Genomic DNA, 25,072 nt, shown 5'->3' with positions numbered 1-25,072 from the left:
CCATGTCTATCGCACTGAAACAACCGGACGCGGCCGTTTACCGCACAACCATCCCCGCCGGCGAGCCGTGGCTGATGGAGGTCAAGGCCGGGCAGACCCTGCGCATCCTCGACCTGGAGGGCAACCAGGCCGTCGACACGTTGTTCTACAGCGTGAAAAACCCGCGTGAACGCTACGACGTACAACGCACGTTGCGCCGGCAAAACAGCGTGTACCTGGGCACCGGCAGCGTGCTGTATTCCAACCTCGGCCAGCCGATGCTGACCATCGTCGATGACACCTGCGGGCGTCACGACACCCTTGGCGGCGCCTGCGCCCAAGAGAGCAACACCGTGCGCTACGCCCTGGAAAAACGCTACATGCACAGCTGCCGTGACAACTATCTGCGCGCCTGTGCCCACGACGGCCGCCTGGGCAAAGGCGACATCGGGCCGAACATCAATTTCTTCATGAATGTACCGGTAACGGCCGACGGTGGGCTGACCTTCGAAGACGGCATTTCCGCCCCCGGCAAGTACGTCGACCTGCGCGCCGAGATGGATGTGATCGTGCTGATCTCCAACTGCCCACAGTTGAACAACCCGTGCAACGCCTACAACCCCACCCCTGCGGAGCTGCTGGTATGGAACTGAAACTCAAGCGCCTGCGCCATTGGTTATTTGCCCTGTGCCAATCCCGCAGCGGGCAGTGCATCCGAAAACAATAGAGCGCCAATGTGGGATCCACACTGACTGCACGCACTGCGGACGACCGCAGTGCTCCCCCACTTTGCGGGACGGCCCGCAGGGTTTTGCCATGTTCGAAAAACTGTTGATCGCCAACCGTGGCGCCATCGCCTGCCGCATCCTGCGCACCTTGCGCGAGCTGCAGGTCAAGGGCATCGCCGTGTACGCCGAGGCCGATGCGGCGAGCCTGCATATCCAGCAAGCCGACGAGGCCTACAGCCTTGGCGAAGGCGCGGCGGCCAGTACGTATCTGGCGGTGGAAAAAATCCTCGCCACCGCCAAGGCCTGTGGGGCCAAGGCGATTCATCCCGGCTACGGCTTCCTGTCGGAGAACGCCGCGTTTGCCGAGGCCTGTGAACACGCGGGCATCGCCTTTGTCGGGCCAACGCCGCAACAGCTGCGTGTATTCGGCCTCAAGCACACCGCCCGCGCCTTGGCCAAGCAGCACCAGATCCCGCTGCTGGAAGGCACCGAACTGCTCGACAGCCTCGCCTCTGCGTTGCTCGCCGCCGACGCCGTGGGCTACCCGGTGATGCTCAAAAGCACCGCCGGTGGCGGCGGTATCGGCATGCGCGTGTGCCGCAGCAGCGTGGAGTTGAGTGAGTCCTTCGAGGCCGTCAAACGCCTGGGGCAGAACAATTTCAGCGATGCCGGCGTGTTTATCGAGAAGTACATCGAGCACGCGCGCCACCTGGAAGTGCAGGTGTTCGGCGACGGCGCGGGTGAAGTGATCGCCCTCGGCGTGCGCGACTGCTCGGTGCAACGGCGCAACCAAAAAGTCCTCGAAGAAACCCCGGCGCCGAACCTGCCCGACGGCATGGCCGAGGCCTTGTGCGCGGCCGCCATCACCCTGTCCAAGGCCGTGAATTACCGCAGCGCCGGCACCGTGGAATTTATCTATGACAGTGCTGACGGGCGCTTCTACTTCCTCGAAGTGAACACGCGCTTGCAGGTGGAGCACGGCGTCACCGAGCAGGTGTGGGGCGTGGACCTGGTGCGCTGGATGGTGCAACTGGCGGCCGGGGAAATGCCGCCGCTGAACACACTCGAGTTAACCCCCCAAGGCCACGCGATCCAGGCACGCTTGTATGCCGAAGACCCGGGCCGCGATTTCCAGCCGAGCCCCGGCTTGCTGACCTGTGTGGATTTCCCACAGGCCGAGGGCCTGCGGATCGACACCTGGGTGGAGGCCGGTTGCGAGATCCCGCCCTACTTCGACCCGATGATCGCCAAGCTCATCACCTGGGCGCCCACCCGCGAACAGGCGCGCCTGGCCCTGCATCAGGCGTTGAGTGACAGTCAGTTGTACGGCGTGGAAACCAACCGCGATTACCTGCGCCAAATCCTGCTGGCCCCGCCTTTCGCCAATGGCCGGCCGTGGACGCGGTGCCTGGAAGACCTGGTCTACGTGGCCAACACGTTTGAAGTGATCAGCGCGGGCACGCAAACCAGTGTGCAGGACTATCCCGGCCGCCTCGGCTACTGGGCCGTGGGCGTGCCGCCGTCGGGGCCGATGGACAGCCGCGCGCTGCGTCTGGGCAATCGCCTGCTGGGCAACGACGAGGGGGCAGCGGCGCTGGAAATCACCATGAGCGGGCCGATGTTGCGCTTCAATTGCGCGGCCGTTGTTGCGGTGACCGGAGCGCAAATCCCGCTGCTGTTGAATGATCAAACAGTGCCGATGAACACCGCGCTGTTGGTTGAGGCCGGGTCGGTCCTGAGCCTCGGCACCATCGCCGGAGCCGGTGCGCGCAGTTACCTGTGCCTGCGGGGCGGGCTGCAAGTGCCGGACTACCTGGGCAGCAAAAGCACCTTCACCCTCGGCCAGTTTGGCGGGCATGGTGGTCGTGCTTTACGGGCGGGCGATGTGTTGCATCTGTTGCCGTTGGAAGACCTGAGCGCCGGGCAACAATCAGGCGCTGAACCGCTGCCAGAGGTCCGCACATTACGGGTGATTTATGGCCCCCATGGCGCGCCGGAATATTTCCTGCCGGCGTACATCGACACCTTCTTCGCCACGCAATGGGAAGTGCATTTCAACTCCAGCCGCACCGGTTTGCGGTTGATCGGGCCGAAGCCGCTTTGGGCACGCACGGATGGCGGCGAAGCGGGGCTGCATCCGTCGAATATCCATGACAACCCCTATGCCATCGGCGCGGTGGATTTCACCGGGGACATGCCGGTGATCCTCGGGCCGGATGGGCCAAGCCTGGGCGGTTTTGTATGCCCGGTGACGGTGATCGAGGCGGACCTTTGGCAACTCGGCCAGCTCAAGGCCGGTGACAAGATTCGCTTTGATCCCGTGGACCTCAGGACCGCCCGCGACCTCGCCCTGAACTGGGATCAAACGTGGGAGCCGGGCTTGCCCGCGATGCAGGCAACTCGGTCTCACTGTGCGATTGAATCACCGGTGGTATTGGACATCGGCCACGCCGACACCCGCCTGGTCGCCCGCCTCGCCGGCGACACCCACCTGCTCCTGGAAATCGGTGCGCCCGAGCTGGACCTGGTGCTGCGCTTTCGCGGCCATGCCCTGATGCAGGCCCTGGAAACCCATGCGTTGAAGGGTGTGATCGACCTGACCCCGGGCATCCGCTCGCTGCAGATCCACTACCAGCCCGAACAACTGCCCCTGGCCGACCTGCTGGCACTGATCAGCCACGAATGGACCACCGTGTGCACCCGGCAAAACCTGCAAGTGCCCTCGCGCATCGTGCACCTGCCGCTGTCCTGGGACGACCCGGCGTGCCAGCTGGCCATCGAAAAATACATGACCACCGTGCGCAAGGACGCCCCGTGGTGCCCGAGCAACCTGGAGTTCATCCGTCGCATCAACGACCTGGCCAACCTCGATGAAGTGCGCCACACCGTGTTCGACGCCAGCTACCTGGTGATGGGCCTGGGCGACGTCTACCTCGGCGCGCCGGTGGCCACGCCGCTGGACCCGCGTCATCGTCTGGTGACCACCAAGTACAACCCGGCCCGCACCTGGACCGCCGAAAATTCGGTGGGCATCGGCGGCGCGTATTTGTGCGTGTACGGCATGGAAGGGCCCGGCGGTTATCAGTTTGTCGGGCGCACCTTGCAGATGTGGAACCGCTATCGCGAAGTGGCGGCGTTTGACGGCAAACCCTGGCTGCTGCGCTTCTTCGATCAGATTCGGTTCTATCCCGTGAGCGCGGATGAGCTGGTGCGGATTCGTCGGGATTTCCCCCTGGGACGCTTCGAGCTGAGCATCGAACAAAGCACGCTGAACCTGGCGGATTACCAAGCGTTTCTGGCGCGGGAAGCCGCGAGCATTGGCGCGTTTCGTGAGCACCAGCAGCACGCCTTCAACGCTGAGCGCGAGCGCTGGATTGCCAGCGGCCAAGCGCATTTCGACAGCGAAGAGCTCGCGGCGCCACCGGGCCAAGACACCCCGCTTACGGCCAATGAATACAGCATCGACAGCCATATCGCCGGCAACCTCTGGCAGGTGCAGGTGGCCGTGGGTGCGCGGGTGGCGGCCGGGGACGTGCTGGTGATCCTGGAGTCGATGAAAATGGAGATCCCGGTGCTGGCGCCCTTTACCGGGGTGGTGCGGGAAATCCCGGTGCAACCGGGCAGCGGCATTGGCGCCGGGCAACGGGTCGTGGTGCTGGAACGGGACTGACCGGCGCTGTATCGTGCAGGGACTTCCGAGGCCCTGCCCCCACCGACCATGACCACGCCAACCCTTTGCCCCGCCTGCGGTGCCCGCAACGATTGCACCCTGGCCGACCCACGCACCGCCGACCAACCTTGCTGGTGCTACAGCGTCACCATCGACTCATCGGTGCTTGAAGCGCTGCCCGATGAAGTGCGCAACAAGGCCTGCCTGTGCCCGCGTTGTGCCCAAGTGGATGAGCAGCTTCGCCATGCGCGTTGACCGTTTCCTCAGCAACCTGCCGCGTTTCAATCGCCAGCAAGTGCGCATGTTGCTGGTGGAGCGGCGGGTGACGGTGGATGGTGCGGCAGTCAGTGACCCTCAGCATGAAGTGCGCGAATTCAGCCGCGTGTGCGTTGACGATGACGTGCTGCAGGCGGGCAAAGCGGCGCGCTATTTCATGCTGCACAAACCCCAGGGCTGCGTCAGCGCTACCTCGGACCCGCAACACCCGACGGTCCTGGACCTGCTGGATGAGCCGGACAAAAGCGAGCTGCATATCGCCGGTCGCCTGGATTTCAACACCACCGGCCTGATGCTGATCACCAACGATGGCCAATGGTCGAGGCGCCTGACGCAACCGCAGACCAAGCTGCCCAAGGTTTATCGGGTAGAGACGGAGCAGGACATTGGCCCCGACTACGCGGCAACCTTTGCGGCGGGCCTGTATTTCGCGTTTGAAGACCTGACGACGCAACCGGCCGAACTGCAGCTGTTGGGGCCACGCCTGGCACGACTGAGCATCATCGAAGGCCGCTATCATCAGGTGAAGCGCATGTTCGGGCACTTCAACAACAAAGTGATCGGCCTGCACCGTGAGCGAATGGGCCCATTGCTACTGGATATGGCCCTGGCGCCGGGCGAGTATCGGGCGCTGTCCGAGGAAGAAATCCGACAGGTCTGATGACCGTTCGGCCGGTGATGGCAAAAACCCATTTCTGCGACTTGCGGCATCCCCGGTCTACTGCTTGAATCAAACCGTCAGCCAAATTATGACTGACGAGTCGCCTATAACCTCCAAGAACCACCTTGCCCCGCCCGCGCTTGATCTACGGGCCTCCCAGGCAAACAGCCCGCCATAACAACACCCGTCGGCCAGCCGTCATCGGACCGACATGGGCCCTCATCTTCCAGGCGTATGCCTACCTGTCACAAAGCTCGTGCAGAGTGATCTGCGCGCCCTACCCGCTTGCCAGGAGTCTTACGACATGAGGCCAGAAATCGCTGTGTTGGATATACAGGGTCAGTATCGGGTTTACACGGAGTTCTATCGCGCGGATGCTGCTGAAAAGACCATCATCCTGGTCAACGGCTCGATGGCCACCACGGCCTCCTTCGCCCAAACCGTGAAAAGCCTGTACCCGCAATTCAATGTGGTTTTGTACGACCAGCCCTACGCCGGTCGTTCCAAAATCCATAACCGTCATGAGCAAATGCTGACGAAGGAAGTCGAAGGCCAGATCCTCCTGGAGCTTATCGACCACTTCGCCGCCGAGCACGTGCTGTCCTTCTCCTGGGGCGGCGCCGCCACCCTGGTTGCCCTTGCCCACCAGCCACGCCGTGTGGAAAAGGCCGTGATCAGCTCGTTCTCGCCGGTGATCAACGCGCCGATGCGCGACTACCTCGAACGTGGCGTCGACTACCTCGGCAACCTCGACCGCGACCGCGTCGGCCACCTGGTCAACAGCACCATCGGCAAACACCTGCCGTCGCTGTTCAAGCGTTTCAACTACAAGCATGTGAGCAGCCTGGCCGAGCACGAATACGGGCAGATGCACTTTCACATCAGCCAGGTGCTGCACAGCGACCGCCTGTGCTACCTCAAGGCCGCGCGGCAGATCGACGTGCCGGTGCTGTTTTTGAACGGCGAATGGGACGAGTACACCAGCGCCGAAGACGCCAGGCAGTTCGGACAGTACGTGGCGAAGAGCAGCTTCAGCACCATCCAGGCGACAGGGCACTTCCTGGACATGGAGCACAAGGCCGCCTGCCGGGACAGCCGGGACGCGGTGGTGGGCTTTTTGAAACCGGAACGGCAGGTCAGCCGATTGCGTTATCACCAGGGTCAGACGCAGCATGCCTTTGCCATCTGAAATACCGTGTAGGAGCGAGGGGGACGCCTAGTTCTTGCTCGCGAAGATCGCCAACGATGACGTGCGCTCCCTGGTTGAACGCGGCGCTCTTGAATTCTTCGCGAGCAAGCTCGCTCCTACATCGGCTCCGTTCGTCGCTAGGGCAAGTGCCTGCAACTCGCACATTTTTCGAAGAAAAACTTCAAATCCAAGCGCACATCTGGTACAAAGTCAGCCGCTCTGAGCGGGTGTCGTATAATGGCATTACTCCAGCTTCCCAAGCTGATAACGAGGGTTCGATTCCCTTCACCCGCTCCACTCAGACATAGATTCCACGCCAGCAGGGTTTTGGCGGGGGATGCATAAAAAAACCGGTCCTTGGTGGCCGGTTTTTTTATGGGTGGGATTTGAGATTCAAAAAATAAAGCGCGCACAAACCTGTACAAATTATTTTTATTGTACAAGTATCATGCTTCGAGCGGAGGCACTTCGCCCCGCACCTTCGAAGAGCCAGGCCATGACACGTCTACTGTTTTCACTGTTGCTGATAGTGAGCTTGGCCAGTTGCAGCAACGTTGAGGTCGAGCACTACGCCGACCAGCAACCGAAACTGGACCTGGAGCGCTTCTTCAGTAAACCCGTGAAAGCCTGGGGCATCTTCCAGAAGCGTTCGGGGGAAGTGGCCAAGCGCTTTGAGGTCGATATTGCCAGCCGGCGCGAGGGCAACGCGTTGATTCTGGATGAGCGTTTCCTGTACAGCGATGGCACGCGCCAGCAACGGGTGTGGACACTGACGCCGGACGGCCCAGGACGCTGGCGCGGACGAGCCGGGGATGTGGTGGGCGAGGCGATCGGCGAAGTGGCGGGTAATGCGCTGCGTTGGCGCTACCGGCTCAATCTGCCGGTGGATGGCTCGGTGTACGAAGTCAGCTTTGACGATTGGATGTACCTGATGGACGAGGACACCTTGATCAACCGCTCGAGCATGTCCAAGTTCGGTGTCGAGTGGGGTCAGGTCACGTTGTTCTTTCGTCGCCAATGAGCCACGAGCGAGGGTCAATCATGAATATGCAAATGCTGAGCGAACTGGCCGAGAAAGGCGAAATACGTGAGCTGGAGTTGCTGTCCCTGGAGGGCGGTTTCTATATCGCTCGCGTCAGGCTGGAGCACGTCGAGGCGACGTTACTGGACGATCACGGCAAGCCGCTGCGCATCGGGTCCACCACGCATTTACGCGACCTGTTGCAGCGGGTCCCGCCGTTTCCTTGCGTACTGGTGCAGCACTGCGTTCACGATGAAATGTGCGGCACGCGTGAAGGGCCTATCGGTGCGTTGCGCATTCCGTTTTCGCTGGCGGCGACACTGTAAATTCTGGCTCCCCTCCCCCGTGGTATGGGCGGCCTGGGAAGGCAAGCCGTTTACACCGTACGGGGGACCTACGCGGCTCGGTCCACGCGGTCCTGAACAGCCTCGACCAGCAGCAGGCCCAGTTCAATCATCTGCTGAATGGCCAGGGCCAGGTAGCGTTGTTGAGAGGGCAGGCTTTCGACGAACTCGTGGGTCATGGCACCTGCACCGGCGATGGTTTCGTAGGCGTTGGCGAGCAGCGCTTGAGTGTCGATTTCGGGACGGACGCTGAACAGTTTTACGGATGGATTGCAGGAGTCAGTACACATCTGTTGATCCTCGTTAGGGACCGCATACCAGAGCTACTAAACAATGGGTGGCGGCTGTACGCAGGTTAGTAGACCGGCGAATCAACGAAACCGGCGCGCCCGAAGACGCCCTGCGTGCAGCCACCATAAGAGCAGCTGTACGCCGTTGATCGTATCGGGCTACTAAACCCGACCGCTGATGGGCAGCGGCTGACGAACCTTAAAGAGGTCGCCCAAGGCGCACAACTCGGACGAGTCTGATCGTTGTGTAGGCAATGCCGCAAGGTTCAACTCTACGTTCTGACACCTCACTTTTCACTCATCCTCCCCTCCTCTGCACCACCCACGCCAACGGCAACGTCACACCCAATATCCCCGCCAACACCATCACCGCCACCGGCACGCCCAGCGCATCCCCCACGCCACCAAACACCACCGGCGCCAACGCGCCACCCCCAATGGTGCCGGTGTAGAACAGCGCAAACGCCTGCTCGCGCTTGCCCGCGCCGGCAAGGTCGGGCACGGCGCCGTACAGCACCGAGGAGGTGCCATTCAGTACCAGCCCCAACAGCGGCAACATCACCATCAACCCACTGAGCGGCAGGTACACCGCCGCGACGATCAGCAGTGCGGTGCTGGTTTCCGTGATCCATACGGTCTTCATCATGCCGATGCGTGCGCCGAGGTAGCCGATGAACAGTTTGCCGAAGGCGCCGCCGATGAACAGCAGGGTCAGCGCAAGACCGATCCCGGCGGTACCGGCGCCTTTGGCTTGCAGCAGGAACGGCAGGAAGGTGAGGAAGCCCATGCGCACGGCGCTGTCGAGGGTGCCGGTGAGGATCAGCGCGCGCAGGCCGGTGGCTGAACCGTTGCGGCTTTGGGGCTTGGCTTTTTTCAGGGTGGTGGATTCGGATGATCGAGCAGGAATCAGCCACCACAACAGCCCCGCCGCCGCCAGGCCAAGCAGGCCCAGCAACGTGGCACTGGCCCGCCAGCTGATGACGGTGAGCAGCAGGCCGACCAAGCCAGGAATCAAGGTTTTGCCGATATCACCGGAGAAGTTGTACTGGGACAGCGCCTGCTTGATCCCGCCACTGTCCTCGTAAGCGTCGGTGATCATCGAGGAGGCCAGTGGGTGTTGGGTGCTGGCGCCCAGGCCGCCGAGCAGCAGCGCCACCAGCAACAAAGCCAGCCCTGTCGCCTGCCCCACCAACAGGTAGGCAACACCCGCCAGCGCCGTGCCGCCCACCAGCATCGGTGTGCGGCCCCAGCATCTGGCGGCGCGGCTGGCCAGCAGTTGGAACACGGCCATCATCCCGGAATAGGCGCCACGTAAAAGGCCGACCTGGGCGTAGGACAAGGCGAACTGAGCCTGCCAGACAGGCAGCAGAACGTAGATCACATCAGTGAGCCCATCGTGCACGGCATGGGCACTGCAACCGGCGAACAAGGCGCGACGGCGGGTGGATAACGCAGACACGGTGTCGTTCATGGTGTCGGAACCAGCTCAGGCCGAAGAGGCTTCCAGCCGGTCAAGGCGATCAACAAGGTCAGCAGCTGGAAACCGATGATCAGCACCACGCAACCGGCCCAGCCCCAGCGTTCCCAGATCAGCGCCGGGACGATGGCGCCGCCACTGCCGCCCAGGTAATAACAAGTGAGATAAACCCCGACAGCGCCCGTGTTGTTATCGTGCGCGGTGGCGGTGATAAACGCATTGGCGGCAGCTTGGGCGAGGAACACACCGGTGGAACTGAGCGCCAGGCCGACTACGATGCACCACAGGGACGGCATCAGGGTCAACGCCGAACCACTGACGCCCAGCACGGCGGCAACACTCAACAATTCGGCATGCGGGCGGGCTTTGCTGAGGCGCCCGGCGATGGGGATCACGATCAACGCCAACAGGAACACCATGTACAACGTCCCCAACGCTGCAGGCCCAAGGTTGAACGGCGGCAGGCCCAAGTACAAACCTGCGTAGGTAAATGCCGCGACTTGCGAAAACAACACGCAGAAACCTACGGCGTAAGCGGCCAACAACGGCCGGCGAAATACACCTGACGACGAGGCTTTAGCCTGCACGGTCCGTGGGCGGTTGGCCGGTAACAGAAACTGGATAAACCCGCCGACCATCAAGCTCAGTACCGCGAGTAACTCAAAGGCTTCACGCCAGCCCACATATTCGGTCATCACCCCGGTAACGAAGCGCCCGGCGAACCCGCCCAACACGGTGCCCGCGACGTAGAGACTCATCACCTCAGTGACCGTGCCGCCGCTCCAGCGGTCGCCGATATAGGCCACACTGGTGGCGAACAGCACCGGGATCAGCATGCCCTCGACAAAGCGCCACACCAGCACTTCGGCAAAGCTGTCGGCATAAGCGGTCATCAACGCCGGCCCCGCCAGCAGCACAGCCGCCACCGAGATCACCGTGCGTTGCGCAAAACGTCCGGTCAGGCGACTGACGAAAGGTGCGGTGATCGCCACGGCCAGGGTGGTGACGGTGATGCTCCAACCCGCCTCCTTGGCACTGATATGAAAGTGCGCGGCAAACGTCTGGAGAATGCTTTGGGTCGCATAGAGGTTGAGAAACGCCGCGCAGCCACACAGGAACAGGGCAAGGCGGGCACAATGCAGGCGCGGTTTCATGAAACCTCTCGTTTTATTTTGAAAGGTCTTTATAGAATGGCCGGCAGGTCTTAAACCAATACCGAATTCCGACCGATTGATACCCAGGGATCAGGATGCTCGACCTACGCAAGCTGCGTTACTTTCTGACGGTTGCCGAAGAATTGCACTTCGGTCGCGCCGCCCTGCGCCTGCACCTCGCCCAGCCGCCTTTGACCCGGCAGATTTCAGCGCTGGAGGCAGAGTTGGGTTTCAAGCTGTTCGATCGCACCAGCCGCACCGTGACCCTCACCGCACAGGGCCGCGCGTTCCTGCCCTACGCACGTGGCGTGTTGGAACAGGTGGAGTTGGCTCAGGTGATTGCCGGTAAGTTGGCAGCAGGGACAGCGGGTCAATTGGCCTTGGGCTACGTCAGCTCGATTGCCCTGTCGGACCTGTTCAGCCAGTCGATCCAGGCCTTTGCCCAGCGTTTTCCCGATGTGCACCTGACCCTGGTGGAATGCGCCTCCGGCAGCCTCGGTGCGCACGTGGCCGACGGACGCCTGGATATTGGCTTGAGCCGGTTGTTGCCACAAAACGACGAGGTACAAGCGCTGTCGTTGGGCGAGGAGCGCTTGGTGGCAGCGGTGTCGAGTGACAGCGCGTTGGCCAGCCAGGCCGACATCAGCCTGGCGCAGCTCAGTGCCTATCCTTTGATTCTGTTTCCAGCCGATTACGGCTCGGGGCTGAACCAGTCCATCGAGCAGCTTTACCGCCACCATGGCGTGCCACTGCATACCGGACCGACCGGACGGCAGATTACCTCGATCATTGCGCTGGTGGCCGCCGGGCAAGGGGTGGCGCTGGTGCCGGCCTGTACCCGGAGTTTGATGAACAAGGGCGTGACTTATCGGCCTTTGGTGGAGGCGGATGCGTGTGCGCGGTTGTTGGTGCTGACGCCGACCGAAAGACCAAGTGTGTTGATTGATGCGTTTCTTGCCGTTATCGGAGAGGCATTACACATCCGGCAATGACCCGAAAAACCTCGGAATACCTCCCCGCAGCGCCTATCCCACTCGCTCTTACATTGCATTCACCACCTGCCGAAATACCGGTCATCGAAGACGGGTAGGTAGAGTGTTGATAATTTATTTTCAGTAGTTATAGTCACCACCATCACACACCACAAGGAGGTGCTGTGGATAGCCGATATTTGATAGGTCACATCGTCGCAGACGGCTGGTACCTGGTGCGCATCAGAGGCAGTCATCACCATTTCAAGCACCCGACGAAGCCTGGCCTGGTGACGATCCCCCATCCAAAGAAAGACCTGTTGGACAAAACCGCCAAGAGCATTTTGAAACAAGCTCTGTTGAGTTAATCGTCCCTGGAGGACAACGAACATGCTGTACCCCATCGCAATTTCAACCGGTGACCAAGACCACGCCTGGGGCGTGGAAGTCCCGGATATTCCCGGTTGCTACTCTGCCGGTGACGATCTGGACGACGCCATGGCCATGGCGCGTGAAGCCATCGAAGGGCACTTCGAAATTCTCGCGGAAGACGGCGCGCCGATCCCGAGTGCCCAGAAGGTCACCGTGCATGCAGCCAACCCGCAGTACGCTGGCTGCACTTGGGCGGTGGTAGACATCGATGTCACCAAATACCTGGGCAAGGCGCAAAAGCTCAACATTACGTTGCCGGGCTACCTGCTCAACCGCATCGATGAATATGTACTGCACCATCCTGAGGAGAAAAGCCGTTCGGGCTTCCTCGCGTCGGCGGCGCTCAAAGTGCTGCAACAGGATCGGTAGCTGCAACGGGAGCAAAGTCTGAACGCAGCACTACATCCATGGCGTGATCATGCCGCTTCATACCGAGTTTACGGATACGTCCAAGGTGGTGAAGAATTCCACCGCAAGAAACGTAGTTTTCGACAGCGGCCCCGGCACTACAGTCACCCCCGTACCGTTTAATGCCTGCCCTTCGAGGAGCCCGCTCATGCCCTACGAATACACGCTCATGCCCTCCCCTGTCGGTGAGCTCACTCTGGTGGCGCGCGATGGCAAGCTCAGCGCCATCCTGTGGGAGGTAGAACGCGCCAACCGTGTGCGCCTGGGTCAATTGCACGAAGCCAACGACAGCCCGGTGCTGTTGGAAACCGAGCGCCAGTTGAAGGAATACTTCGCCGGCACCCGCAATCAGTTCGAGCTGGAACTGGACTTCACCGGTACCGACTTTCAGAAGCAAGTCTGGCAGGCACTGCTGACCATCCCCTTTGGCGAAACCCGCAGCTACAGTCAGATCGCCCAACAAATCGGTAACCCAAAAGCCGTACGCGCCGTGGGTGCGGCCAATGGGCGTAATCCCATCTCGATCGTTGCACCGTGCCATCGGGTCATTGGCGCCTCGGGTGGGCTGACCGGGTTTGCCGGTGGGCTGGAGGCCAAGCAGTATTTGCTCGCACTGGAAGGCACCGGCCAGGCGGAGCTGGCTTTTTAAGCGTCTGTCGACAAAAACGTACAACGTTGCTCGGCGCGGCTTTTGTAAAAAGAAATTTCAGCGCAGCGCTGCGGTCCATCCTTTCATCACCCACCCTTTAAGGAAAACGGTCATGAAATTCTCCGCAGTCTCACAATCCTTGTCCCGTTGGGCAGGCAGTGCCCGGACGTTCTATGCGGCGGTCGCGTTGATTTTCCTGTGGAGCTTGAGCGGCCCGTACTTCCACTACAACGACACCTGGCAGCTGATCATCAACACCTCGACCACCATCATCACCTTCCTCATGGTGTTCCTGATCCAGAACACGCAAAACCGCGATAACGACATCCTGCATATCAAGATCGACGAATTGCTACGAGTGACCAAGGATGCGCAGAATGCCGTGCTGAGCCTCGATGGCCTGGACCGCAAAGAACTGGAAAAACTGCGCCAGGAATATCGCAGCATCGGCAACACCGGCACCGTGAGCCTGAACAGCAGTTGCGGCCACGCCGCCGACGATGCCGCACCGAACAAGACCGACCTGAACCAGGCGTAAAAAAACGGCGGTTGGATATGATCCAACCGCCGTTTTTTATATCAAGTGAACGTCTCAACCGTCGCCTTGATGGCCCTTGCCGTAGGTCGACGCCAGGGCACGCGCTTTTTGCAGGCGCTCTTCCAGCTTGGGCAGCGTCTCATCCACCAGTGCTTTGATTTCCGGCACATCCGAGGCCGCACCTTCGCGCTTGAACAGGGCAATGGCGTCTTCGTTTTCCTTCACTTGCTGCGCGGTGTAGGCCGCGTCGAAGGAATCGCCGTCCTTGAGTTCGGGCATCAGGGTTTCGGCCTTATCGACGATCTTCTCCCGTGGAGCCACGGGCAGGTCAAGCTTCTTGGCGATCGCCGCCAAGTGCTGGTTGGCCAGGGTGCGCTCGTTGATCACCTCGATGGTGTAGTCCTTGATTTCCTGGGACGAGGTTTTGGCGTGGGCCATGCGACTGGTTTCGATATCGGCCATGCCTTTGGCCGAAGCCTGCTCGATGAATTCGGCAGGTGACTGGGCGAAAGCATTGCTGGCGCCGAGGCCCAGCAGCATCGCGAAACTGGCGGTGCGTAACCGGATAGCCATGCGGCTCATGATGGGTTCCTCCAGGGCAAAAATAGGTGCGGGGAAATACACCCCGCCCTGGATTCGAATTTTCAGGGCGACAAAGGTTTAGAAAAAACTTGCCCGTGCGACGAACGGTCGTGGCCGATCAGGCCGGTTTGCTGCCGAACAGGCCTGGCAACGCATGGGCCAGGGCATTGATGGCGAAGCCGATAAACATCACGCCGCAGAGCCTGGTGATGAGGATTTCATGGCGCTGATACACCGTGCGCACCCGCTGGGCACCGACCACGCCGATCAGGATCGCGTAGGCCAACAGGCCACCGACGAAGCTCAGGAAGATCAACGCCGGCAGCATCGACCAAGTCAACAACTCGGCACGGCTGGACAGCAACGCCGTAAACGTCGCCACCGCGACCGGGTACGCCTTGGGGTTGGTCAAGCCGAACAGAATGCCGTGCCAGAACGGATGCCGCGCTGCGCCCTGAGGGGCATCACTGCTGCGATGCTGGGTGCGAATCGCGCGCCAGCCGAGCCAGAACAGGTACAGCCCACTGAGCACGCCGAGCACATCGAACGCGCTGCTGCCGACTTCCCGCGCGCCCACAATCGCGATCAACGCGGTGCTGCACCACAGCACATCGCCAAGCAAGTGCCCGCACAAAAAACCCGCCCCGGCACGTCGGCCACGGGCAGCGCCGATGCCGAACACCGCCAGTACCCCCGGACCAGGCGTAATACCGTAGATAAAACCCGAAGCGAGGACGGCGAGCAGCAAGGAGGGGGTCATGGGCGTGACTCTGACAAAGCGTGGGAAGGTGGACGGATTCTGCACGTTCCTGCGCTATGGGTAAAACCTCATTCCCGCATAAGGCTTGTCGCGGCAAGCCAGCAGACGCGAAGCCAGGTCGCCGACATGGGCTTCGAGCTTATGGCCGTCGGGATCGAGGAAATAGAACGAGGCGCCTTCACTGCGATTGTCGCGCCACTCTTGCACCTCGGCGGCGCGCAGACGCGAGACCAGCGCAGCGAACTCACTCGTTCCGACTGTAAACGCATAGTGGGTGTAATCGGCCCCTGGCTTCGACTCGCGTAGAGGATCAAGCGAGAGGCATAGCCATAGGCCCGGCAACGACAAATAGGCGCCGGAATCCCAAGTAGCCTCGAGCTTGAGTTGCAACAACTCATGGTAAAAGCCGACGCTGCGACTCACGTCGGTGACGGCCAGGGTCAAGTGGTTGAAGCCTGAGAACATGTTTTTTTTCCTGTTATCTGCGGCCTTCGGACAACATACCCTGCACCTGCCCAATCAACCACTGCAACCCCGAATCCCCGCCCCGTCGCGCATGCCATGCCAGCTCGAAGGCAAACGATGGAATATGAAACGGCGGTGCCACGCCCAGTGCGGCAGGCTGATCAGGCCTTGTCGAGGGTGCGCAGCTTTTGCGGCAGGCCCCACAACAGCAGCGCCGCCGCCAACAACGCGCACACGCCGATCACATAGAGTGCCGGGGTGGTGCTGCCGGTGAGGTCCTTGATCCGCCCCACCATCACCGGGCTGACAATGCCACCGAACTGCCCGAGGGTGTTGATCACCGCAATCCCGCCCGCCGCGCCTGCGCCGGCACCGGCCAGCAACTTGGGGGGCAGGGTCCAGAAGGTCGGGATCGAAGCGATGATGCCGGCGCCCAACATGCCCAGGGCGATGATCAGGAAGGTGGTGTGGTCGGCAAAGATCCCGGCACTGAAGAAGCCCACCGCGCCCAGCACCACCAGGCCGCAGACAAACTTGCGGCGCTCGCCGGTCGCGTCCGACAGCCGCCCGATCACCACCATGCTGATCGCGCCGCACACATAGGGAATGGCCGTGAGCAGGCCGATCATCACCGGGCTTTGGGTGCCCGCGCTGCGGATCAGTTGCGGCGCCCAGAAGTTGAGGCCGTAAGACGCCACCTGGATCAGGAAGTAGATAAACCCAAGCATCAAAAAGCCGGGAATGCGGATCGCCGACAGCAGCGAGCCGCCATGTTTGTTCGGCTCATGCTGGGCAATACGGCTCGACAGCAGGGTCTTCTCCGCCGGCGTCAGCCAGTGCGCATCTTCGATACGGTCCTTGAGAAGGGTCAGCACCAGGAAGCCCAAGCCAATGCAGGGCAAGCCGCCGAGCAGGAACAACCAGTGCCAGCCGCGCATCTGCAGCACACCGTCGAGATGTTCCAGCACCAGGCCGGAGAACGGTGCGCCAACCAACCCTGCAAAGGCAGAAGCCAGGAACAACATCGAAGTAATGCGCCCACGGAAGTGCTGCGGGAACCACAACGTCAGGTAATACAGTACGCCGGGGGCGAAGCCAGCCTCCATCGCGCCGATGATGAAACGCAGGCCATAGAACTGCCATTCGGCCGTGACGAACACCATGGCCGCCGTGGCCAGACCCCACGACATCATGATCCGCGCGATCCAGCGCCGCGCGCCGACCTTGTACAGCATCATGTTGCTCGGCACTTCAAAGATCACATACCCCACCACGAACAATCCGGCGCCCAGGCCGTAGGCGGTATCGCTCAGGCTGAGGTCAGCCTGCAGCTGGAACTTGGCAAAGCTGATGTTGATACGGTCAAAAAACGCGAACAGGTAGCACACCATGATCAGCGGCATCAGGCGCCAGGCGACCTTGCTGACCAGGGCTTTTTCGGCATCGATTTCAGCGGTCGGGCGCGCGCCGACCTCCAACGTATTAGTGCTCATGGGTTTCTCTCCAGCGGACTGCTCACAGGCGTCCGATTGTTTTTGTTGTCTGGTAAGGCGTTACAGCGTGGCGGTGTAATACGGCGGCGGATGCAGGTCGCAATTGCGCCCGGCCTTGGCCACCTGGCCGGGCAACTCATGGCCCAGCAAGGCCGGCAAGCGGCGGGACAGGTTCAGCAGATGCGGCAAGTCGATTCCGGTGTGAATGCCAACCTCTTCACACAGGTTGACCAGATCTTCGGTGCAGATATTGCCCGACGCCCCCGGCGCAAACGGGCACCCACCCAGGCCCCCCAGCGCCGCATCAAAGCGTCGGGCCCCGGCTTCGTAGGCAGCCAGCACATTGCACAGGCCCAGGCCGCGGGTGTTATGGAAATGCAGGGTCAGGTCGCTGGCCGGCACGCGTTGCAACACGCGCTTGACCAGGCGCTCCACCTGGCGCGGGTTGGCCATGCCGGTGGTGTCGGCGAGGCTGATGCCCTGGATGCCTAGTTGCAGATAGGCGTCGACCAGCTGCAGCACGCGGTCTTCATCGATCTTGCCTTCGAACGGGCAGCCAAAGGTGGTGGCGATGCTGCCATTGAGGCGTACCGGGTGGTCAGCGGCAAAGCTGACGATATCGCCGAATGCCGCCAACGACGCCTCGCACCGCATGCGCATATTCGCCAGGTTATGGGTCTGGCTGGCCGACATCACCAGGTTCAGTTCATCGGCGCGAGACTCGACGGCACGCTGGGCGCCCTTGAGGTTGGGGATCAGCGCGACATAGATCACACCGGCTTTACGCTGGATGCCCTGGAACACTTGCTCGCCATCGCGCAATGCGGGGATGGCCTTGGGCGACACGAACGAACCGGCTTCGATCCGCGAAAAACCGGCGAGGGAAAGCTGGTCGATCAGGGCTATCTTGTCAGTGGTCTCGACCCAGGTCGGTTCGATTTGCAGGCCATCGCGCGGGGACACTTCCTGCACGATCAGCGGGTCGCAATAGTCAGTGATCATTGCACCACTCCCGAGGTTTTCAGGCGTTGGATGTCGGCAACCGTAAGGCCCAGGCTGCCGAGGATGTCATCGGTGTGCTGGCCCAGGCTCGGGCCCTGCCAGTTCACGGCGCCGGGGGTTTCCGAGAGCTTGGGCACGATGCCGGGCATCTTCACCGACACACCGCCGGGCAACTGCGCATCGAGCAACATGTCGCGCGCCTGGTAGTGCGGGTCGCTGACGATATCGGCCACGGAGTAGATGCGCCCGGCCGGCACTTCGGCGGCTTCCAGGGCGCTGAGCACCTGCTCGATAGGCAGGCTGCTGGTCCAATGGGTGATGGCGGCATCGAGCAAACCGCTTTTCGCCGCGCGGCCATCGTTGTGGGCGAATTCGGCGGCTTCGGCCAGGTCGACGCGGCCGATGGTGGTCATCAGGCGCTTGTAGATCGGGTCGCTGTTGCCGGCGATCACCACATAGGCGCCGTCGGCGGTCAGGTAGGTATTCGAGGGCGCAATCCCGGGCAAGGCGCCGCCGCTGCGCTCGCGCACATGGCCGAGCATGTCGTATTCGGGCACCAGGCTTTCCATCAGGTTGAACACGCTTTCCGCCAGGGACACATCGACAATCTGCCCGTCGCCCTGGCCGGTCTTGACCCGCAGCAACGACATCAGCGCGCCGATCACACCATGTAACGACGCGAGGGAGTCGCCCAGGCTCACGCCGACCCGCGCCGGAGGCGAGTCCGGGTTGCCGGTGGTGTAGCGAATGCCGCCCATGGCCTCGCCGATGGCACCGAAGCCGGGGCGGTCGCGGTACGGGCCGGTCTGGCCGTAGCCGGAGATACGCACCAGGGTCAGCTGGGGGTTAAGCGCGTGCAGTACGTCCCAGCCCAGGCCAAGTTTTTCCAGGCCACCGGGGCGCAGGTTTTCGATCAGCACATCGGCATCGCCGAGCAACTGCTTGATCAGGCTCAGGCCTTCAGCGGACTTGAGGTCCAGGGCCAGGGATTTCTTGTTACGTGATTGCAGGTACCACCAGAGCGAAGTGCCTTCATGCAGCTTTCGCCATTTACGAAGCGGATCGCCCTGCCCCAGGGCTTCGATCTTGATCACCTCGGCGCCGAACTCGGCCATCAGCCGGGCGGCGAACGGCGCAGCAATCAGGGTGCCGATCTCGATCACCTTGATACCGGTCAGGGGAGCCGTCATGGGGTGTACCTCTTGTTCTTGGAATTTGCGGCCAAGGCTAGAGGACAGGGACAGGATAAATCCAACCGTCAGTTGGCAAGGAGCGTTCGCAAAACGCGAACGCTTAGCGATTTGCCTGTCGGATGAGGCTGTCAGGCCGCTCCAGAGAAGGCGCCGTGATGCTCAGGTAATCGAACAACAACCGACTCACCGGCGACAACTGCGCCTCATCGCGCACCACCAGGATCAAACTGCGATCCGACCAGGCATCGGTCAGCGGCACGGCATGCAGGCCCAGTGCACGGCCAAACAATTCATAGGCCTTCAGCGGCAGGATGCCGATGCCCATGTTCGCCTGGACCATCCGGCACATCGCATCAAAGCCCGGCACATGAATACGCAGGCGCAGCAGCTTGCCGGCCTCGCGCGCGGCGGCGTGGGTACGCATATTGATCGAGCTGGCCGCGTGCAGGCCAACGTAGTCGGTGTCCAGGGTTTCGGCGAATGCCAGGCTTTCGCGCGGCGCCAACGGGTGATCCGCCGGCATCAGCACCACCAGCTTGTCGTGGCGATACGTCACGCTGGGCAGACCTTTGGTGTCGGTGTCACTGGAACAGATCCCCAGGTCCGCCACCCCATCCAGCACGCCTTGCACCACGCCCTTGCTGGGACGTTCTTCGAGGTCGGTTTTCACTTCAGGATGCAACTCGGAAAAATCCCGCAAGTCTTCCGGAAGAAACTGAATAATCGCCGAGAGATTGGCCAGCATCCGCACATAACCGCGCACACCGTGGCTGTGTTCGCCGAGTTCCAGACCCATTTTTTCCACGTTGAACAGCATCTGCCGGGCATGGTGCAGCAGGGTTTCGCCAGCGGCGGTGAGGTCCATGCCCTTGGCCCGCCGCACGAACAGGCTCACCCCCAATACCTGCTCCAGCTCCATCAAGCGCTTGCTGGCCGCCGACACGGCGATGGCTTCGCGGGCGGCGGCGCGGGTCAGGGTGCCCTCTTCGAACACCGCGACGAACAGTTGAAGGGTGATCAGATCCAGGCGACGCACCAGGCTTTTGTGCAGCATCAGGCGCGCTCGGATGCCAGGCGATTAATCTGCGCCTGTTCCACCACCGGTTGCGGCGCGCCATGCCGCACCGCCGTCAACATCGCACGGCCGACGGTCTCGGTGCTCACCACCCAGGCCGGCTTGACCCGACGCACCAACGAAAGCACTGGCCCGAGCACAGAATAAAAGGATTGATACAGCGGCGTCTTCGAACGCACGCCATGCAACGGCTGAATGATCCCCGGCCGGAACAGGTACACCGCCTTGAACGGCAGGCGCAGCAAGGCATTCTCGGTCTTGCCCTTGACCCGCGCCCACATCGACTTGCCCGCCTCGGAACTGTCGGTACCGGCGCCGGACACGTAGATAAAGGTCATCTGCGGATTAAGCCGCGCCAGGGTGCTGGCCGCGACGAGGGTCATGTCATAAGTGAGGTGGGTGTACCGGGTTTCATTCATGCCCGTCGAGGAGACACCGAGGCAGAAGAAACACGCGTCAAACCCTTGCAGCAGGTTTTCCAGGGGGTGGAAATCCAGCATGTCGCTGTGCAACACCTGATGCAGCTTGCCGTGTTCCTGGGTCAGGGGCGTGCGGCCGACGGCGACGACTTCCTGTACGTCAGCGGCCAGCAGGCACTCGCGCAGGACGCCCTGGCCGACCATGCCGGTGGCACCGAATAACAGAACTCTCATAAGGGGACCTCAGCGGCAAGCCGCAAGCTTCATGCTCAAGTTGAATGCAGTGCGAGATTCGCACCTTAACAGCTTGTAGCTTAACGCTTGCAGCTTGAGGCTGCCCCGTCAGAAAGCGCTGCGAAAGATCTCCTCAATCTGACGCTGATCGGCGCGCCGTGGGTTGGTCAGCCCGCACGCGTCTTTCAATGCATTGGTGGCCAGCAGCGGAATGTCCTGCAACTTGGCGCCCAGTTCGCGCAGGCCGGCGGGGATTTCAACGTCCTGGGACAGGCTGCGAATGGCGGCGATAGCGGCTTGGGCGCCCTCTTCGTCCGTGGTGCCCTTGGCGTCGACACCCAGCGCACGGCCGACGTCGCTCAAGCGTTTGGCACTGACGCTGGCGTTGAAGCTTTGCACGTGGGGCAGCAGCACCGCGTTGCACACGCCGTGGGGCAGGTCGTACAGACCGCCGAGTTGGTGGGCCATGGCATGCACGAAACCCAGGGAGGCATTGTTGAACGCCATGCCCGCGAGGAACTGGGCATACGCCATGTTTTCCCGCGCGACCTTGTCGCTGCCGTCGCGTACCGCCAGGCGCAGGTTGGCGCTGATCAGTTCGATGGCCTTGATCGCGCAGGCGTCGGTGATCGGGGTGGCCGCCGTGGAGACGTAGGCTTCGATGGCGTGGGTCAGGGCGTCCATGCCGGTGGCGGCGGTGAGGCCCTTGGGCATGCCGACCATCAGGCTCGGGTCGTTGACCGACAGCAGCGGCGTGACGTTGCGGTCGACGATGGCCATTTTTACGTGGCGGGTTTCGTCGGTGATGATGCAGAAACGCGTCATCTCGCTGGCGGTGCCGGCGGTGGTGTTGATCGCCACCAGGGGCATCTGCGGTTTGCTCGATTGGTCGACGCCTTCGTAGTCTCCGATATGCCCACCGTTGGTAGCGCACAGGGCGATGCCCTTGGCGCAGTCATGGGGCGAACCGCCGCCCAGGGACACCACGAAATCGCAGGCACTCTGCTGCAACAACGCCAGGCCTTTCTCGACGTTTTCCACATTGGGGTTGGGCTTGGCGCCGTCGTAGATAACCGAGTCGATGTCCTGCATCGCCAGCTTCTCGGCGATCATGCCGGCCACGCCCGCCTTGGCCATACCCGCGTCGGTGACGATCAGTGCTTTGCGAAAACCATAGTTGCGAATGGCATTCATGGCTTCGTCGAGGCAGTCGATGCCCATGATGTTGACGGCGGGAATGAAGAAGGTGCTGCTCATGGCGAATCCTCGGATGACGTTTATGCCTACAGCATCAACCTCACCTGCCTGCGGCACCTTGATCAGGATCAACACCCACTCGTGATAAAGTCGCCATCCAGCCGATTTCGAGTAGACCCGCCGCAATGAAGGATTTCCAGGATATTGACGCCCACCTTGAAGACTGGAGCGCCCTGCGCAGCAGCACTGCCTTCAGTGGGATTCTGATCGGCAATGGCGCGAGCCGCACGATTTGGGAAGACTTCGCCTACGACTCGCTGTTCGAAAACGCGCGCACCGTCGAAGAAAAACCCCTCGGTCAATCCGAACTCAGCGTGTTCGACGCCCTGCAAACCCGTAGCTTCGAGCACGCCCTGGGCGCACTGAAAACCACCAGTCGGGTCAACAAGGCCCTGGCGGTCAGCTCGGCGGCGCCGCGTAATCGCTACTACGCGATCAAGGAAGCGCTGATCAATACCATCCACGCCGTGCACATTCCGTGGCGCCTGGTGCAGCCGTCGACGCTGGCGACGATCAACCGCGAACTGGCGAACTACACCAGCGTGTTCACCACCAACTACGACCTGCTCAACTATTGGGCGATCCTGCACACGCCGGGCATCGATGACCTGTTCCGCAGCGCCGATGCCAGCTTCGACCTGCGCAACACCCACACCGATGCCACACGCATCCTCTACCTGCACGGCGGCTTGCACCTGGTGCGCAACCTTGACGGCACCGCGCGCAAGTTGCCGAGCACCGACAGCACCTTGCTCAGCAGCTTTGCGATCAACAACACGATCAAGACCCTGGACGATGTGCCGCTGTTCATCAACGAAGGCAAGGTGGAAGAGAAGCTCAAGACCATCCGCAGCTCGGATTACTTGTCGTTCTGTTATGAGCAGTTGCTGACCCATAAGGGCGCGCTGTGCATCTTTGGCCATGACCTGGGGCCGCAGGATAAACACCTGGTGGATGCCATTCGCCAGGCCCGTCCCACGACCCTGGCGATCTCGGTATCGGGCCGCAGCGACGGGTTTATTCGCCAGCAGAAGCGGCGGTATTCGGAGCTGTTTGATGGCAGCGGCGCGCAGTTGAAGTTTTTTGCGGCGCGCACGCATCCGTTGGGTGATCCGGCACTGTCGGTACCTGTGGAACGCTGAGCAACATGTGGGAGCAAGCCCCCTCCCACATTTAAATCGAGTACATCCTTTAAATAGAGACAAATGATAATGATTCTCGATAGAATTCATGACTTTTCCACGTCGTGCTTCGTCAAGAAGGATCTCCATGTCTCGTCCCAAGCCCGACCCGTTGTCGGCCGATGCCTTTCGCGGGTTCTATGCAGATATTCTGTATTTCCTGCGCAGACGCACGGACAACGCCAGCGACGCGGCGGACATGACCCAGGATGTCTTTACCCAATGGCTGGACTACCGCGACCGGGCCAAGGTCGAGCAGCCACGGGCATTTCTGTTTCAGATGGCACGCAACCTGCTGCGTGATCACTGGCGCAAACAGAAGGTACGGCAGACCGTTCACTCAGATCAGGCCGACATGGACGCCGAACCGGTCGCCGATGAGCAAAACGATCCCATGACCGCCGCGCTTCGTATGCAACGCCTGGAACAGCTGAAAGAAGTCCTCGCCGAACTCTCGCCCCGCAGGCGAGAAGCCCTTATGCTGCACCGCTTCGAAGGCCTGAGCCAGGCGCAGATCGCCGAGCGCATGGGTATTTCGACGAGCATGGTGGAAAAGCACATCGCTTTTGCCCTGCTGCATTGCAAGCGACGCCTTCAAAACGACCCCGGCACGGAGCAGCCAGAATGAACCGCCTGAGCGACACCGACGGCCTGGATATCGAAGACAGCGATGCTATCGACGCCCAAGCCGCCAGTTGGTTTGCCCGCAACCGTAACGACGCGGACCGTGCCGACCGCAAGGCCTTTGCCGCCTGGCAGGCCACGCCCGCCCATGCCCGCGCCTATGCCGAATTCGAGCAGCTGTGGGACGACCTGGCCCAGTTGCAGCAACTGAACAAACCCGTGGCACTGCCCAAGCGCAAACCGTCGGTGTGGCGCCCGGCCCTGGCCGTAGCCGCCGCCCTGCTATGCGCTGTATTGGCCACCCCTCTCGGCGCGCCCCGCGAGCTGTATCACAGCCAGGTGGCGACCCATGCCAAAGGCATGCGCACCCTGAACCTGCCCGATGGCAGCACCCTGTATGTGAATGCCAACACCCGCCTGCGTGTGGATTTCAGCGCCCACCAGCGCATCCTGCACCTGGACAAGGGCCAGGTGTATATCGAGGTGGCGGCCGACAAAGAGCGGCCGCTGTTCGTACAGGCGGGCGAAGCGAGTGTGCGGGTGGTCGGCACCGGCTTCGATGTGCGCCGCAGCCAGCAGCAACTGGTGGTCAGCGTCGCCCACGGCCAGGTCGCTTTCGAGCCTTCCCCGAAAAGCCCCGTGGCGCTGCTCGGCGCCCGGCAACGCGCCAGCTACCAATACGCCAAAGGCACCTTGCAGCAGCAGACGCTCACGGCAGAAGAAGTCGCCGACTGGCGCAGCGGGCACTTGTCATTTCGCAACCGCGAACTGGCCAGCCTGATCGACGAACTGAGCCTCTACCGCCCGCAGGCACCGTTGCAGGTGAGTAACGCCGTGGCCCACCTGAAGGTGTCGGGCAACCTGGATGTGAATGACCCCGACGCCCTGCTCAACGCCCTGCCCGCCCTGTTGCCGGTGAAAACGGTGGTTTCGGCCGATGGCATCGTACATATCGAACCGAGCAAATAACCCCCAAAAACCACACTTGAGAATATTTTGC

Annotated in this window: 27 protein-coding genes, 1 tRNA gene and 1 pseudogene; 16 read left to right on the top strand and 13 right to left on the bottom strand. The window is 61.7% G+C overall.

Annotated features, from left to right (window positions below; all coding sequences use genetic code 11):
- Positions 1–2: 2 nt before the first annotated feature.
- From FIV39_RS03955 to FIV39_RS03915, 8 genes are all read left to right on the top strand, one after another.
- Positions 3–632 carry an urea amidolyase associated protein UAAP2 gene (locus FIV39_RS03955; protein ID WP_090408158.1) on the top strand — a complete coding sequence of 210 codons (630 nt, stop codon included), beginning with the start codon at positions 3–5 and terminating at the stop codon, positions 630–632.
- Positions 633–795: 163 nt separating this feature from the next.
- A complete protein-coding gene (uca, locus tag FIV39_RS03950; RefSeq protein ID WP_146371478.1) occupies positions 796–4,377 on the top strand; it encodes an urea carboxylase in 3,582 nt (1,193 codons plus the stop codon).
- Positions 4,378–4,425: 48 nt separating this feature from the next.
- On the top strand, positions 4,426–4,632 hold the full coding sequence (locus FIV39_RS03945) for a cysteine-rich CWC family protein (RefSeq protein ID WP_090408162.1): 207 nt from the start codon (positions 4,426–4,428) through the stop codon (positions 4,630–4,632).
- A complete protein-coding gene (locus FIV39_RS03940; protein ID WP_090408165.1) occupies positions 4,622–5,314 on the top strand; it encodes a pseudouridine synthase in 693 nt (230 codons plus the stop codon). Before FIV39_RS03945 ends, FIV39_RS03940 begins: the two co-directional genes overlap by 11 nt.
- A gap of 304 nt (positions 5,315–5,618) precedes the next feature.
- Positions 5,619–6,503, top strand: a complete 885-nt coding sequence (locus tag FIV39_RS03935) for an alpha/beta fold hydrolase (RefSeq protein ID WP_090408167.1) — start codon at positions 5,619–5,621, stop codon at positions 6,501–6,503.
- Positions 6,504–6,726: 223 nt separating this feature from the next.
- Positions 6,727–6,800 (top strand) — tRNA-Gly (locus tag FIV39_RS03925).
- Between the two features lie 199 nt (positions 6,801–6,999).
- Positions 7,000–7,524, top strand: coding sequence for a DUF3833 domain-containing protein (locus tag FIV39_RS03920; protein ID WP_090408170.1), 525 nt, complete (start codon positions 7,000–7,002; stop codon positions 7,522–7,524).
- Between the two features lie 20 nt (positions 7,525–7,544).
- Positions 7,545–7,850, top strand: a complete 306-nt coding sequence (locus FIV39_RS03915) for a DUF6482 family protein (RefSeq protein ID WP_090408173.1) — start codon at positions 7,545–7,547, stop codon at positions 7,848–7,850.
- Positions 7,851–7,918: 68 nt separating this feature from the next.
- On the opposite strand, the gene FIV39_RS03910 is transcribed toward FIV39_RS03915, so the two are convergent.
- From FIV39_RS03910 to FIV39_RS03900, 3 genes are all read right to left on the bottom strand, one after another.
- On the bottom strand, positions 7,919–8,158 hold the full coding sequence (locus tag FIV39_RS03910) for a DUF6124 family protein (protein WP_027604347.1): 240 nt from the start codon (positions 8,156–8,158) through the stop codon (positions 7,919–7,921).
- Positions 8,159–8,456: 298 nt separating this feature from the next.
- Complete coding sequence (locus FIV39_RS03905) at positions 8,457–9,629, bottom strand: MFS transporter (RefSeq protein ID WP_090408176.1); 1,173 nt, start codon at positions 9,627–9,629, stop codon at positions 8,457–8,459.
- A complete protein-coding gene (locus FIV39_RS03900; RefSeq protein ID WP_090408179.1) occupies positions 9,626–10,789 on the bottom strand; it encodes an MFS transporter in 1,164 nt (387 codons plus the stop codon). The genes FIV39_RS03905 and FIV39_RS03900 overlap by 4 nt, the downstream gene beginning before the upstream one ends.
- A 95-nt stretch (positions 10,790–10,884) precedes the next feature.
- Here FIV39_RS03900 and FIV39_RS03895 point away from each other — a divergent pair, with 95 nt between their 5' ends.
- The 5 genes from FIV39_RS03895 (at position 10,885) to FIV39_RS03875 (ending at position 13,787) form a co-directional block, all read left to right on the top strand.
- Positions 10,885–11,781 (top strand): LysR family transcriptional regulator, encoded by an 897-nt coding sequence (locus FIV39_RS03895; protein ID WP_090408182.1) that lies wholly within the window; start codon positions 10,885–10,887, stop codon positions 11,779–11,781.
- Positions 11,782–11,945: 164 nt separating this feature from the next.
- Entirely contained in the window at positions 11,946–12,128 is a 183-nt protein-coding gene (locus FIV39_RS03890; protein WP_003189411.1) for a type II toxin-antitoxin system HicA family toxin, read from the top strand.
- 22 nt (positions 12,129–12,150) lie between these two features.
- Complete coding sequence (locus FIV39_RS03885) at positions 12,151–12,561, top strand: type II toxin-antitoxin system HicB family antitoxin (RefSeq protein ID WP_053136883.1); 411 nt, start codon at positions 12,151–12,153, stop codon at positions 12,559–12,561.
- Positions 12,562–12,748: 187 nt separating this feature from the next.
- Complete coding sequence (locus tag FIV39_RS03880; protein ID WP_090408185.1) at positions 12,749–13,249, top strand: methylated-DNA--[protein]-cysteine S-methyltransferase; 501 nt, start codon at positions 12,749–12,751, stop codon at positions 13,247–13,249.
- A 112-nt stretch (positions 13,250–13,361) separates the two neighbouring features.
- Positions 13,362–13,787, top strand: a complete 426-nt coding sequence (locus FIV39_RS03875; protein ID WP_090408188.1) for a low affinity iron permease family protein — start codon at positions 13,362–13,364, stop codon at positions 13,785–13,787.
- Positions 13,788–13,841: 54 nt separating this feature from the next.
- Here FIV39_RS03875 and FIV39_RS03870 read toward each other — a convergent pair whose 3' ends face one another.
- The 10 genes and pseudogenes from FIV39_RS03870 to yiaY form a co-directional block, all read right to left on the bottom strand.
- Positions 13,842–14,369 (bottom strand): DUF4142 domain-containing protein, encoded by a 528-nt coding sequence (locus FIV39_RS03870; RefSeq protein ID WP_027604356.1) that lies wholly within the window; start codon positions 14,367–14,369, stop codon positions 13,842–13,844.
- Positions 14,370–14,487: 118 nt separating this feature from the next.
- Positions 14,488–15,129, bottom strand: a complete 642-nt coding sequence (locus FIV39_RS03865) for a LysE family translocator (protein WP_090408191.1) — start codon at positions 15,127–15,129, stop codon at positions 14,488–14,490.
- Between the two features lie 54 nt (positions 15,130–15,183).
- Positions 15,184–15,594 carry a fosfomycin resistance glutathione transferase gene (gene fos, locus FIV39_RS03860; protein ID WP_090408193.1) on the bottom strand — a complete coding sequence of 137 codons (411 nt, stop codon included), beginning with the start codon at positions 15,592–15,594 and terminating at the stop codon, positions 15,184–15,186.
- A 13-nt stretch (positions 15,595–15,607) separates the two neighbouring features.
- A pseudogene (locus FIV39_RS33255) lies at positions 15,608–15,742 on the bottom strand (LysR family transcriptional regulator); the annotation flags it as partial.
- A gap of 13 nt (positions 15,743–15,755) precedes the next feature.
- Positions 15,756–17,087, bottom strand: a complete 1,332-nt coding sequence (locus FIV39_RS03850) for an MFS transporter (protein WP_090408196.1) — start codon at positions 17,085–17,087, stop codon at positions 15,756–15,758.
- A gap of 60 nt (positions 17,088–17,147) precedes the next feature.
- Entirely contained in the window at positions 17,148–18,089 is a 942-nt protein-coding gene (locus FIV39_RS03845) for a hydroxymethylglutaryl-CoA lyase (protein WP_090408199.1), read from the bottom strand.
- Positions 18,086–19,279 carry a CaiB/BaiF CoA transferase family protein gene (locus FIV39_RS03840; protein ID WP_090408202.1) on the bottom strand — a complete coding sequence of 398 codons (1,194 nt, stop codon included), beginning with the start codon at positions 19,277–19,279 and terminating at the stop codon, positions 18,086–18,088. Before FIV39_RS03840 ends, FIV39_RS03845 begins: the two co-directional genes overlap by 4 nt.
- 103 nt (positions 19,280–19,382) lie before the next feature.
- The gene (locus tag FIV39_RS03835) at positions 19,383–20,336 is read right to left on the bottom strand and encodes a LysR family transcriptional regulator (RefSeq protein WP_090408205.1); all 954 of its coding nucleotides are present in this window, start codon (positions 20,334–20,336) and stop codon (positions 19,383–19,385) included.
- The gene (locus FIV39_RS03830) at positions 20,336–21,010 is read right to left on the bottom strand and encodes an NAD(P)H-binding protein (RefSeq protein WP_090408208.1); all 675 of its coding nucleotides are present in this window, start codon (positions 21,008–21,010) and stop codon (positions 20,336–20,338) included. The genes FIV39_RS03835 and FIV39_RS03830 overlap by 1 nt, the downstream gene beginning before the upstream one ends.
- 108 nt (positions 21,011–21,118) lie before the next feature.
- Entirely contained in the window at positions 21,119–22,267 is a 1,149-nt protein-coding gene (gene yiaY / locus FIV39_RS03825) for an L-threonine dehydrogenase (RefSeq protein ID WP_090408211.1), read from the bottom strand.
- A 125-nt stretch (positions 22,268–22,392) separates the two neighbouring features.
- Here yiaY and FIV39_RS03820 point away from each other — a divergent pair, with 125 nt between their 5' ends.
- From FIV39_RS03820 to FIV39_RS03810, 3 genes are all read left to right on the top strand, one after another.
- Complete coding sequence (locus tag FIV39_RS03820; protein ID WP_090408214.1) at positions 22,393–23,409, top strand: DUF4917 family protein; 1,017 nt, start codon at positions 22,393–22,395, stop codon at positions 23,407–23,409.
- A gap of 127 nt (positions 23,410–23,536) precedes the next feature.
- Complete coding sequence (locus FIV39_RS03815) at positions 23,537–24,076, top strand: RNA polymerase sigma factor (RefSeq protein ID WP_090408217.1); 540 nt, start codon at positions 23,537–23,539, stop codon at positions 24,074–24,076.
- Positions 24,073–25,041, top strand: coding sequence for a FecR family protein (locus FIV39_RS03810; protein WP_090408220.1), 969 nt, complete (start codon positions 24,073–24,075; stop codon positions 25,039–25,041). The genes FIV39_RS03815 and FIV39_RS03810 overlap by 4 nt, the downstream gene beginning before the upstream one ends.
- Positions 25,042–25,072: the final 31 nt, after the last annotated feature.

Source organism: Pseudomonas grimontii, assembly GCF_007858185.1.
In the GTDB taxonomy this organism is placed as follows: Bacteria; Pseudomonadota; Gammaproteobacteria; order Pseudomonadales; family Pseudomonadaceae; genus Aquipseudomonas; species Aquipseudomonas grimontii.
The sequence above is the reverse complement of the archived record's forward strand: the minus strand, read 5'-3'. Positions and strand labels throughout refer to the sequence as shown.